Below are 12,004 nucleotides of genomic sequence, written 5' to 3' on the forward strand. Positions count from 1 at the left end.
TAATTATTAAATATCAAAGCTACTCCATACATTTATATTTGATAAAAAATCTACCAACATGGAAAACCACTACACCACGTTATATTACACTTTAATGTACATACATTTAATCACGGTAATCCCATGTGTATTTATAGGCGCATACCTTCTACTCTTCAGTAAAGGGACTATCTGGCACAGAAATTTAGGTAAGTATTACATGATCTCTATGATGGTAACCGCGATAGTTTCTCTTTTTATGCCTGCCATGGTAGGACCGCAATTCTTAAACCACTTTGGTTACATTCACTTATTCAGCCTTCTTACTCTATGGTCGGTTCCTACTGCCTACATCGCAATTAGAAAAGGACAGGTTAAAAAGCATAAATTGAAAATGATTTTTCTTTACATAGGTGCATTAATCATAGCAGGCGGCTTTACATTCATACCTGGTCGTTTTATGTACGAAGTCTTTTTTGGGTAGTATGATTTTATAGAACTCGCTTTCGCGAAAGCAGAATAAACATCATTATCCTATTAAAAATACTGCCCTATCCCAAAGACAAAACCCTGCGTAGCGTCAGGCGTGACTCCTACACCATAATCTATTCTAAAAATAGTATTGAAGATACGTTTATGAATAAAACGCAAACCTATACCTGGATATACTCTTATGTTTTGAGACTCACCAAAATCGGTTAATTCTCCTCCTGGATTTCTCCACGTCCCAGCATCTACAAAGGCATTTCCTTGCAGTACAAACCAGTCCTTATCTATAAAAGAATGACGGTATTCTGTATTTAAAACAATTGCCGCCGTACCTCTATCGATGGTATTACCGACACCGCGTATATTCAAATTATTATCTACCGCAAATGGCGCAAAAGGAGAATCGTCATTAGTAGAAAAACCTACTCTTAAACGATTTGCCCAGTTACCACGCTCTCCTATTCTATGAAAATAGGTGAAATCATTTCTCCATATAGTAAAACTAGGCAACGCACTATCAGAACTATCTACATATTGTAAATTAAAGAGACTCTTAAATCCTTCATGATACTGGTAGTAACTATTTACACCATTGTATTCATAAATTAACTTAGCCAAAAATTTACTTACCTCTAAGTTTTGTGGGACCGCAGTAGATGTGGCACCACTTAAATAATTGTATTTCTCAGTAAAGGTGCTCAACGCTATTTCGGCACGATGATTTAAACTTAACTGATGTAAAACACCAGCGGTAAAAGAGACATTATTATATTTATACTGCGCTACCTGATTATTAAAAAAAACAGGCTCTTCAGTTGTGAGCGATTGTGCCATAAAGGATAATCCCCAATTTTTATTAATTAAATAAGGTGCTCTTACATTAAGACCATAAGAATCAAAGATATCTTTTTGATAAAAAATACCTACGGCTACACCTTTACCAAATGTATTGAACTCGGTAACACCTAATCGGTAAGCTACCTCATCTTCATCTGTGGTATAAAAATTAAAATATGGGATAATGGTAAAATTCTCTTGTACACCGTAAACTATTTTATAATCACTATCTACTTTATGCACTTGATAATAAGCATGTGCAATCCCAGCTTCACGTTTTAATCTTATAATATCATTTTCTAATAGTGTGCTATCTAGTTGCTGTCCTATCTTTAAATTAATGATAGATTTTATATAAGGTGTTTTAGTCTTTTTATTATCCTGTATTACTATTTCTTGGATAGTCTGGCTATAAGAAAAGACACTTACCACTAGCATCGCTAGAGTGATAAATGTCTTAAATTCTTTATGAAACAATGTTTCTATTTTTAAAGTACAAGTCGCAAACCTAAATTAAAAGTCTCTCCTAGTCCTGTATTATTACCTCTTACAAAGTTAGTATAAAGTGTCTCTACATTAAGCTCTTTAGTTAATTGATATTTAAGACCACCACCTAATGCCGTAAAATCCTGTTCAAAATTATTTCCTAAATCGATACGTTGCGAGTGTTGTGCTAGTGCTAGAATAGTAAATTTAGAAGACGGGAAATAACTCAAGAATATACCTGGTGTTAAGTTTAAACTGTTATTTGCAAAACTACCATCTACTTGTACACCATCGCTATTAAACTCTGCATCTTTACCTAAGCTGAATTCAGAATTCAACTCAGCAAATATTTGCCAGTCTTTACTTGGGAAAGTGTAATCGTAGAAAAATCTATTCTGAATACGGAAACTTTTCTGAGCTAGAAAAACACCATCCTTTACCTCATCTTTAACGAGCGGTATAAACACAGAACTCTGAATAGAAAAATTATTTATAGATTCAAAAGGAACGAATTTTACAGAAGGTGCAAATGCAGTAAGACCAGATGCTCGCTCACCTTCTATATTCTGAAAACGTAAAGTTTCTAACGGCCATTTATCTCTTATTACATTACTACGCAATTCTAGAATTACACCTACATTCCATTTCTTATTATTACCTACTCCGGTATATGCCTCTAGAGTAGAAGTAAAAAATGTCTGTCTTGCTTCTCTCCCATCACTGAAGGTACTTTCTGTCTGAGTATAAAGGTTATTGAACCACTTTATATCATATTGTCCTTTACCTATCAACTTTGATGGTGTTAGTGTCTGTATTACAGACCCTTCTTCTTCACTACTCTCTTGTGCCTGTACATTTACACATAAAGAAATTACAAATGCTGCAAGCAGCCATAAGTTGGTTGTTTGAATTTTCATGGTTTTATTTTTTATTGATTTTCCAGTTATATGGGTAATATGTGATTTTTGTTTTAGCGGCAAAAGGCTCTTTTCTATACTTATTTATAAAATCTATAGTTTTGCCATCTTGCTCAAAGTCTGCCTTGTACCATTCAAATATTTGAGATACTGCTACTTTCTTACCTGGCTTTATAAATTTATCGTTATTAATTGCAAGCTTAGTCTGTTGCTCTAATTGTGCATTTAATGTAGCCGGCAAATAAGCCTTAGATATTAAAGGTGGACAACCTACAGCGCCACAAACTAATACAAAATGAAATCTTGCATCCTTAAATTTTGCACGCAGCATCTTATTCTCAATATCATTTAAAGTAATGTTCTCACCAGCGATGGAGTACTTTGTCTTATCAAAAAAACCAGACTTATCTAGTGGTGAAGAAATAGGATAATTATCTACCAGACCTTTTATTACATGTAGATTATAAGCATTAATCCAGAATGCTTGAAAATCACTCGCACTAGATGTCTTAACTCTTATCTCCTGAGATAAAGAAACTAATTGATCTAATTCACTTCTATCAGCATGTATAGCGCTATAATCTACTTTACCACTTTTTACATGTTTCCCTAAAAAGGAATCTAGTTTATTGTGAAAAGAACTTAAATTCTGTGCGGTTCCCGTACTTGCTATGAGCAGTATTATTAAGAAACTATATAATTGGTTTTTCATGTTTTTAATTTTTATCAAAATTAGACTTGTTTGTTATAATTAGCGTTCTTTAAGTTATCATTTAAACTTCAAGTATTATCACAAGATTATAACAGTTAGTTACCACCTTGCTTATAACGCTAGATTACACTGCAAACATAGTTTCATATACCGGTTGCTATTTGACATATTATGCCTTTACGATGCTATATTTTTCCCGTTTAATGGTTTATGACTATGTAATTTTAAGATATACGCTTTCGCGAAAGCGAGAACAACACTATCAATACCACATATTAAGACATAAAAAAAAGGGAAACACCACTAGAGCATTTCCCTTTTATTTTAAAGCTTAAAAATCCTAAACTATTCTGTAGCTGCAGGATACCAGTTTAGAAGAGTTACCTCTATATCACTGTTGGTATCATTAATCATTTGTTTAAATTTTTCTACATCTTGAAAACCGTCTGTACCGCGGTAGTGATATGGCACTACTTCTTTAGGCTGAAATTCTAAAACAGCATTTGCCGCCTGATCTATGTCCATAGTGTATGGTAAATTCATACATACAAAGGCTTGGTCTATATTTTTCAAAGCTCTCATTTCTGGAATATCTTCTGTATCACCAGATATATAGATACGGTATCCATTTTTCTCTAGCACATATCCATTACCTCTACCTTTAACATGTTTATCTAATCGACCTTCAGTAAGGTTATACATAGGTATCGCTTCTATAGTTAATTCATTAACCGTAGTAGTATCACCATTATTAAGTACAAATGCAACCTGATCTTCTTTAATCTTTTCATTTACAGCGCTAGGCACAACTAGCTCTGTACCGTCAGTTCTTACTGCCGCTAGAGTTTCTGCATTGAGATGATCTCCATGAATATCTGTTACTAGAACAAGGTCTGCGGCAGGCATTCCTTCAAAGGCAGCAGCGCCACCTATTGGGTCTATATAAATAATTTGCCCATTCCAGTCCAGTACAAATGTAGCGTGTGATATAGGTGTCACTTTTACATCATTAGTCTTAACAGCATCCTTCATATCTACTTGCTCCATCGTAGAAGTTGCGTCTTCTATAATTGTTTCTTCCTTGTTTTCTTTACAAGAGATTGCCATTATAGAAACAGCTGTTAATGTGATCCATACTTTTTTCATCGTTTCTTTTTTTAAGTAAATCAAATTTAAGAACAGTACAATTGGTTTTACATAAAAAAAACTAAAATGATTGATTCAACAACTAACACTTTAAGATTAAGTAAGATAAACACATTCTATAAACCTTAAATTAAAATAGATAACCATTCTATAACTTTAAACAGGGCGATCGATAACAAATTTGTAAAACAAGCTTCATCTTGAGTTCTCATGTTTTAAATCAGTTAAAAATAAATTTGGCCAACTAAAAAACAACTAATAAAATGAAAACAAAATCTTTACTTTTTGCTGCTGCAGGAATAATAGGACTAACAGCATGTAATGATGACGATAATCAAGTTATCAATACACAAGCTGAAAACGTAGAATTAAGAGCACACTCAATTACACCTAATTTCTTAAAAACTACTTCAGATTTTTCTTCTGTAAATGTTTACCCTATACTTTCCAGTGAAGATCAACTAACAGAAACTCCAGAATTCGTTTACGGTTCTATGGCAGACGGTCTAGGATTAATTTATAATGCAGACCAGCAAGACTACACTCTAATTAACAATATAGAAGCTGACTATTCTATAGCACGTATAACATTAGATAACACATTTAAACCAGTTGCTGGAGAATATATATTAAATGAAGAAGCAACAGGTTCTACAGCACAATGCTCTGGTTCTTTAATTACAGTAGACGAGCATGGTTTCGGTCCTCTTTACCTTTCTGGTGGAGAATGGGGTGGCGCATCAAAAGGTGTTTTTGCAACTGAAATCACTAAACACACTTCTTCTAGAATGTTTCCAGAAATGCTTACCGCAATGGGACAGTGGAGTACAGAAAACGCAGTAGCAATAGGTAAAGATGCTTATAATGACAAAACTGTTGTATTTATAGGTGATGACCACTCAGATAACAACACACCATCTGGACAGTTAGGTATGTATGTAGGTGATCGTGGTGATTTATACAATGGTAGTGTTTATGGTTTAAAAGTAGATACTGCAGGCATCAACTTTGAGATGGATATGGTAGAAGGACAGTCATATGACGCTTCTTTTGTTGAATTAACAGAAAAAAACATAGACCTACTAGATGCTGAGGCAAAAACTAAAGGCGTTATGGGCTTTTCTAGACTAGAAGACATAGACTGGAGACGTGGCGATGACGGTAATCAAAGAGAGATTTACTTTGCAGTAACTGGACGTAAACAAGACGCTCTAGTAGGTAAAGGTTCTTTATACGGTCGTGTATATAAGGTAGAATTAAATGAAACTGATCCTACTGGACCTGCAAAAATTACTTGCGTTCTAGATGGTGATAAAATAGGTGGCGCTGCATGGGGTTTCCATAGTCCAGATAACATTCTTGTGACAGAGAACTATGCTTATATTCAAGAAGATCCTAATGGTTATTTTGATGATGCTGTAAGAAATCACTACGCTAGATTATATCAATATAATTTAAACACTGGTGAACTTAAAGTAGTCTTAGAATGTGACCAGGTTAGTGCAACTGCAGCAGGAATAGGTAGTGAAACAAGTGTATGGGAAATAACTGGAATGATAGACGTATCTGAACAGGTAGGAATAGACGGTACTTTTATGGTAGTTACCCAAAATCACGGTTGGGAGCCTGCAGACGGTAGTTCTTTTTCTGACCCTAATGCGGTAACTAACGTTGCTAGCAGTAGAAAAGAAGGTAGTATGTTATATGTTCTAACTGGATTAGATAGATAAGATGACACTATTTTACTTAAATGTAATAAAGAAGACCTGCTTTACCGCAGGTCTTCTCTTATTAATGATATCTTGTAAACAAGAGTCACCTCAATACGTTACACAAGTAGAGCTGCAGCCTTCTTTACAACTGCAAGAACTATTTATCAATGACCTTACCACGTGCAACAGCTATATAGATTCTCTTAAATCAACGACTCATACAGACAGCTTAAAATTCTATTTTAAAAAAGCGCGTGTAGAGTTTAAAAAGATGGAACCTATTCTATCTTTTCAAGATTTAAATAATTATAATTTTTTAAACGCTCCTAATATTGTTAAAGTAGAAGAAGAAGATCTTACTGATATAAAAATCAGCAACCCTAGTAGCTTTCAGACACTAGAAGAAAACATCTTTAGCGATGCTCCAGACGTTGCATCTATTCATAATACAGCTGCTAAATTACAGTCTAGATTACAGGTTCTAATAAGAAATACCGACATAAAATTTTTTAAACCTTACCACATTTTATGGTTGATACGTAAACAGTTTATACGCACCGCGACTACTGGGGTAACCGGTTTTGACTCACCTGTTTTAGAAAACAGTTTGATGGATGCTGTTACCGCTTTCGCGAAAGCGGAACAAATATTAAACCTTTATGATCATAACTTTAAAAACGACCAATTAAAAAGAAGCTGGAAGCAAAAATTTCAAGATTCAAAAGAATTCCTAGAAGCTAGTAACTTTGAGGAATTTAATAGGTATGAATTCATAAAACTACACATAGATCCTATGTTGGTATTATGGAACAAAACCGCAAAAGACTGGCAGGTGCAATTCCCTTTACAAATGGCCATAGATAATAACGCCACTAGCTTATTCTCTAAAGAAGCTCTCTCTATAGATTATTTTGCAGGGCATAAAGTAACACCATTAACAGAGGATAAAATAGCTTTAGGAAAACGTCTTTTTAATGATAATCAATTATCTACTTCTAAAGAAATAAGCTGTGCCACTTGCCATAAAAGTGATATCGCTTTTACTGACGGACTAGCCATACCCAAAGGTCTTACTCGCAATAGTCCTAGCCTCACCTACAGCTCTTATCAACAAGATTTTTTCTATGATAAAAGAGCCGGTAGTCTAGAAGGACAAATAGTATCTGTTATTAATAATACACAAGAATTTCATTCAGATTTAAAACGCTTTACAGAGCATATTAATGAAGATGCAGCATACATAACAGCCTTTAAAACCGCTTACAACACTACTATCGATCAAAATACGGTAAGAACAGCTATTGCAAACTATGTACGCAGCCTTAATTATTGGAATTCAAAATGGGATCGCAATATCAGAAATGAGGTCAATACGCTTACCTATTCAGAAATTAATGGTTTTAACCTCTTTAATGGTAAAGCAAAATGTGCTACCTGTCATTTTGCCCCTGTATTTAACGGCACCGTTCCACCAGATTTTATGGAAACCGAATTAGAACACCTAGGTGTACCTACAAAATCTGTGACCGAAAATGCTGTTATTGATGAAGATCTAGGAAGATTTAATGTCTATAAAACAGAGAATAGAAAACACTTCTTTAAAACACCTAGCCTTAGAAATGTTGCTATTACTGGACCATATATGCATAATGGAGCTTATAAAACTCTAGAAGAAGTTATTGAATTTTACGATCTAGGTGGCGGTTATGGAATAGGCATTACAGATCAAGAATACCAGACACTCCCGACAGACCCATTGAACTTAACAGATCAGGAAAAAACAGATCTTATCAACTTCATGAATACACTGACTGACGAAGAGTTTTTAAAAGAATCCTACACAACTAAGTCGATCTAACTTATTCAAGAAGCGCAATTCAAAAAATTGCGCTTCTTTTCTATCACTTCAATATAAAGTAAACAGCTATATATAAAAGTATGCCGACTATAAGCGCTATAATAGAACGCCATATATATTTCTTCTTTAAATCCTCGAGCAGCAACACACCTAATTCTGAAGATCTATCTCTCCTCTCCATCTTTTGAAACTCTTTTCTAAAAGACGACAGATTCCTTAAAACATAAAGCAACCAGAAAACAATTAAAAAAACCGGCAAAAACATAAACTGCCATTCTTCAATAAGCGTAGTAGATTGCATCATATTATGGAAGATCATTAACTAGAGTAGCAAGTGCTTTACCTACCTGATTTGGGTAACCGTACTTTGGTGCAGCCTCACAAATATGAATGTATCTAGGTAATCGATTTGATTGTTTAATTATTTCATTAATCATACTTCGCATTTCCTGAAAAGAATATCCCACAGGTGATTGCGCACTAGATGGAAAATTTGCAACGGCATCCATGTCTACTTCTAGAGCAAAATAATCAGAATCTATATGCTGTAACGCCATTTTTACTTCTGCATTCACATCCACATGTTGATGATTAAACTTACTGTAATCGATAACATCATTCTTACTAATTAGATCAATCATGGGCTGGCTCAAATAATTCTCTTGAATCCCTATCATAAAATAAGATTTCAAATATCCTTCTTGAATCGCGTGACTAAAACCGTTACCACTATGCCTTCCTTTTGCTGCTCTCAAATCTGTATGAGCATCTATATTGATACAGTCTATAGGTCTTGTATAACCAAATGCTCTCAATAAGGGATAACTATTATTATGTCCACCACCTATTACAACTGGTATTTTACCTGCCTCTATAATTCTAATAACAACCTCACTTACTCGCTGATCTAGTGTTTTTACTAGATGACTTAATTGCAGCCTATCATTATGTAACGAAGCATCTAGACCTTGAGCTTGCAGCATAAGATCTTCGGTAATTACATTTCCTAAAACGCAAAATCTACTCACAGCATTTAAAGATGTATTCTGTAAACCTAGAAAGGAATTTAAAAAAGAAGACCATGCCTCACTCGCTCCTGCTCTACCTAAATTTGCTCGCACTCCTATATCTTCAGGTATTCCTATTATAATATAAGTAGCTTTTAAATCAGCTAGATTTTCTAAATCATCACTGATTTCTATTTCTTGGGCATAAGTTCTAGAAGTATCTTCTAATTCAGAAACACCTTCTTCATTAAGGTCAAATCGCTTAGAAACAGATTGATCTAAATTTTCTCTGGTAAATAACTCAAAATGCGACTTCATAGACTTTAAATAAATTCACTATCAACAACTACCTGATCAATAATCACCTGACCAAAGTTATAAGGTATAGCAGCAATACCATCTATATTTTTAAACACCATTAAATTAGCTCTTTTACCTATCGTTATACTACCCAACTCATCATGAACTTCTAGCGCATGTGCTGCATTTACAGTCAGCGCATTAAAAGCACGTTGTGGTGTCATTCTCATTTTAATACAAGCAAGAGAAAAAACAAAGTTCAAATTACCTGATGGTGTACTACCAGGGTTATAATCACTCGCAAGAGAAACAGCTACATTTTGATCAATCATTTCGTTCACTGGAGCATAATCTAACCCCAAAAAAAATGAACAACTAGGTAAAGCTGTGGCAATAGTCTTTGCCCCAGATAACGCAGTAAAGTCTTCATTTCCCATTACTTCTAGATGGTCTACACTTACCGCACCTGCTTTAACAGCTGCATCTATAGCACCTAATGATGTGAACTGATTCACATGTACCTTAGATTTAAGACCATAAGCACTACCTGCCTCTATAATACGCAACATTTCATCTACAGTAAAATAATTCTTTTCACAAAACACATCTACATAATCTGCCAGTTGCTCCTCAGCTATTTTAGGCAGCATTTCTTCAATTATCAACTTAATATATTCTTCACGATTTTCTTTGTATTTGACTGGAAAAGCGTGTGCTCCCAAGAATGTAGCTTTAATAGGTATGATACAATTATTACTAGTACCACTTTTTTTCAATCGTGATACGACTCTTAAAATTTTTAATTCACTTTCTACACTTAAGCCATAACCACTTTTAATCTCTATGGCAGTTGTTCCTTGCGCCACTACATTATCCAGCCTCAGGCGTGCTTGTTCATAAAGCTCATCTTCCGTCATTTTCTCTAACGATGCAGCACTATTTAAAATCCCTCCACCGCGAGCAGCTATTTCTTCATAAGTAAGACCGTGAATTCTATCCTCAAATTCTCGCTCGCGTGTAGCTGCAAAAACTAAATGGGTATGACTATCCACATATCCAGGTGTGATGATTTTATTTGTACAATCATAAACCTCTTCTGCAGGATGTGGTAAAAAGTCGTCCATGCTCCCATAATCCTTAATTAAACCATCTTCTAGCCATAAATAAGCATTTTTAATAGACGGTAAATCATCCATCTCTTTCCCTCGTAAAGGTTCATTGGTATGTTCCCTTACTTGTAATAGTTCTTTTATATTTGTAAATAGTATACTCATACTGTGAAGATAATTAACTCTTCAAGAAATCAAGGAATATTCTACCAGCTTTTATTTGCAATTATTTCAATTATATATTTCACTTTTAATTTACATTTAGCAAGAACTATCTTATTAATTTCGGCAACATGAAAGAAAAACACAACTATAACTACCTCTGTGTTCACGCAGGTCAGCTTAAAGATGACGTTTACGGTGGTGCAACTGCTCCTATATACACCTCAACTGCTTATGATTACCGCGGCGAGGGAACAAATTTATACCCACGATATTTCAATACGCCTAATCAAATCGCATTAGGTAAAAAAATGGCCGCTCTAGAAAATACTGAATCTGGTATGATATTCGGTAGCGGTATGGCAGCTATCAGTGCCGTTTTCTTAGCGTTTCTTAAAACAGGTGATCACGTAATTATTCAACGTGCTATTTATGGTGGTACTGCACATTTCATATCAGCCGAATTTAAAAATCTCGGCATAGAGTACACCATGATGGAACATGTAGATCAACAGAGTTTAGATGCTAGCAAGCAGCCTAACACAAAAATGATCTATATGGAGACACCTAGTAATCCTTTGTTAGAAGTTACAGACATGGATTTGGTTTCCGCTTTCGCGAAAGCGAACTCCTTAACAAGTGTTATAGATAATACATTTGCCTCACCTATTAACCAGAATCCTGCAGATTTTGGAATCGACATAATCATACATAGTGCTACTAAATATTTAGGCGGTCACAGCGATATTTGCGCCGGTACCGTTAGTTGCAGTCAGGTAAACATGGATAGAATATGGAATACTGCAAAAAATTATGGTGGTAGTTTAAGCGATCAAACTGTGTGGCTTTTAGAACGCAGCATAAAAACTCTTGCTTTGAGAGTTAAAAAACAATCCAAAAACGCTAAGAAAATTGCTAAGTTCTTAGAAAAACATCCAGATATTAAAACGGTTAATTATCCTGGTTTAAAATCTCATCCACAATATCAACTGGCCAAAAAGCAAATGAGAGCATTTGGTGGTATGATGTCTTTTGAGCTGAAAAACCATATAAATCAAACTGAGTTTTTAGAAAATCTCAACATTATATTCCCAGCACTTAGCCTTGCAGGTGTAGAAAGTACAATTCTAGCCCCTAGCACAACATCTCACAGTTTATTAACTCCACATGAAAGGTCAGAACAAGGCATTTCAGATAAATTACTTAGGTTTTCTGTAGGTATTGAAGAGGTAGATATTCTTATTGAAGATTTAGAAGGAGCCATGGAAAAGAGTCGTAAAAAAAAATAAT

At 34.7% G+C, this 12,004-nt stretch carries 10 protein-coding genes; 4 read left to right on the forward strand and 6 right to left on the reverse strand.

What is annotated here, in order from left to right:
- Nucleotides 1-58: 58 nt before the first annotated feature.
- Nucleotides 59-463, forward strand: coding sequence for a DUF2306 domain-containing protein (locus tag ACJJVN_RS01445; RefSeq protein ID WP_405376910.1), 405 nt, complete (start codon nt 59-61; stop codon nt 461-463).
- Between the two features lie 53 nt (nt 464-516).
- On the opposite strand, the gene ACJJVN_RS01450 is transcribed toward ACJJVN_RS01445, so the two are convergent.
- The 4 genes from ACJJVN_RS01450 to ACJJVN_RS01465 all read right to left on the reverse strand — a co-directional run bounded on the left by ACJJVN_RS01450 (nt 517) and on the right by ACJJVN_RS01465 (nt 4,566).
- Nucleotides 517-1,782: an outer membrane protein assembly factor gene (locus ACJJVN_RS01450; RefSeq protein WP_405376911.1), complete on the reverse strand. Its 1,266-nt coding sequence runs from the start codon at nt 1,780-1,782 to the stop codon at nt 517-519.
- Nucleotides 1,783-1,793: 11 nt separating this feature from the next.
- Nucleotides 1,794-2,708, reverse strand: a complete 915-nt coding sequence (locus ACJJVN_RS01455; RefSeq protein ID WP_104516712.1) for a transporter — start codon at nt 2,706-2,708, stop codon at nt 1,794-1,796.
- A 4-nt stretch (nt 2,709-2,712) separates the two neighbouring features.
- On the reverse strand, nt 2,713-3,420 hold the full coding sequence (locus ACJJVN_RS01460; protein ID WP_405376912.1) for a DUF547 domain-containing protein: 708 nt from the start codon (nt 3,418-3,420) through the stop codon (nt 2,713-2,715).
- 345 nt (nt 3,421-3,765) lie between these two features.
- On the reverse strand, nt 3,766-4,566 hold the full coding sequence (locus ACJJVN_RS01465; RefSeq protein WP_405376913.1) for an MBL fold metallo-hydrolase: 801 nt from the start codon (nt 4,564-4,566) through the stop codon (nt 3,766-3,768).
- Nucleotides 4,567-4,829: 263 nt separating this feature from the next.
- Between ACJJVN_RS01465 and ACJJVN_RS01470 the strand changes: the two genes are divergently transcribed.
- Both ACJJVN_RS01470 and ACJJVN_RS01475 read left to right on the forward strand, forming a co-directional pair.
- The gene (locus ACJJVN_RS01470; RefSeq protein ID WP_405376914.1) at nt 4,830-6,296 is read left to right on the forward strand and encodes a phosphatase; all 1,467 of its coding nucleotides are present in this window, start codon (nt 4,830-4,832) and stop codon (nt 6,294-6,296) included.
- Nucleotide 6,297: 1 nt separating this feature from the next.
- Nucleotides 6,298-8,136: a cytochrome-c peroxidase gene (locus ACJJVN_RS01475; RefSeq protein WP_405376915.1), complete on the forward strand. Its 1,839-nt coding sequence runs from the start codon at nt 6,298-6,300 to the stop codon at nt 8,134-8,136.
- Nucleotides 8,137-8,441: 305 nt separating this feature from the next.
- Here the strand turns inward: ACJJVN_RS01475 and ACJJVN_RS01480 are convergent, their stop codons facing one another.
- Nucleotides 8,442-9,461, reverse strand: a complete 1,020-nt coding sequence (locus ACJJVN_RS01480; protein ID WP_405376916.1) for a formimidoylglutamase — start codon at nt 9,459-9,461, stop codon at nt 8,442-8,444.
- Nucleotides 9,462-9,466: 5 nt separating this feature from the next.
- Nucleotides 9,467-10,717, reverse strand: coding sequence for an imidazolonepropionase (gene hutI / locus ACJJVN_RS01485; RefSeq protein WP_405376917.1), 1,251 nt, complete (start codon nt 10,715-10,717; stop codon nt 9,467-9,469).
- Between the two features lie 128 nt (nt 10,718-10,845).
- On the opposite strand from hutI, the gene ACJJVN_RS01490 reads away from it, so the two are divergent.
- Nucleotides 10,846-12,003, forward strand: a complete 1,158-nt coding sequence (locus ACJJVN_RS01490; RefSeq protein WP_405376918.1) for a trans-sulfuration enzyme family protein — start codon at nt 10,846-10,848, stop codon at nt 12,001-12,003.
- Nucleotide 12,004: the final 1 nt, after the last annotated feature.

Origin of the sequence: Nonlabens sp. Asnod3-A02 (assembly GCF_045063755.1) — a bacterium.
Lineage (GTDB): Bacteria > Bacteroidota > Bacteroidia > Flavobacteriales > Flavobacteriaceae > Nonlabens > Nonlabens xylanidelens.

What these genes read in the sequence shown, in the direction of transcription:
- ACJJVN_RS01445 (WP_405376910.1), top strand. Translation starts at nt 59, where the DNA reads ATGGAAAACCACTACACCACGTTATATTACACTTTAATGTACATACAT.
- ACJJVN_RS01455 (WP_104516712.1), bottom strand. Translation starts at nt 2,708, where the DNA reads ATGAAAATTCAAACAACCAACTTATGGCTGCTTGCAGCATTTGTAATT.
- ACJJVN_RS01460 (WP_405376912.1), bottom strand. Translation starts at nt 3,420, where the DNA reads ATGAAAAACCAATTATATAGTTTCTTAATAATACTGCTCATAGCAAGT.
- ACJJVN_RS01465 (WP_405376913.1), bottom strand. Translation starts at nt 4,566, where the DNA reads ATGAAAAAAGTATGGATCACATTAACAGCTGTTTCTATAATGGCAATC.
- ACJJVN_RS01470 (WP_405376914.1), top strand. Translation starts at nt 4,830, where the DNA reads ATGAAAACAAAATCTTTACTTTTTGCTGCTGCAGGAATAATAGGACTA.
- ACJJVN_RS01475 (WP_405376915.1), top strand. Translation starts at nt 6,298, where the DNA reads ATGACACTATTTTACTTAAATGTAATAAAGAAGACCTGCTTTACCGCA.
- ACJJVN_RS01480 (WP_405376916.1), bottom strand. Translation starts at nt 9,461, where the DNA reads ATGAAGTCGCATTTTGAGTTATTTACCAGAGAAAATTTAGATCAATCT.
- hutI (WP_405376917.1), bottom strand. Translation starts at nt 10,717, where the DNA reads ATGAGTATACTATTTACAAATATAAAAGAACTATTACAAGTAAGGGAA.
- ACJJVN_RS01490 (WP_405376918.1), top strand. Translation starts at nt 10,846, where the DNA reads ATGAAAGAAAAACACAACTATAACTACCTCTGTGTTCACGCAGGTCAG.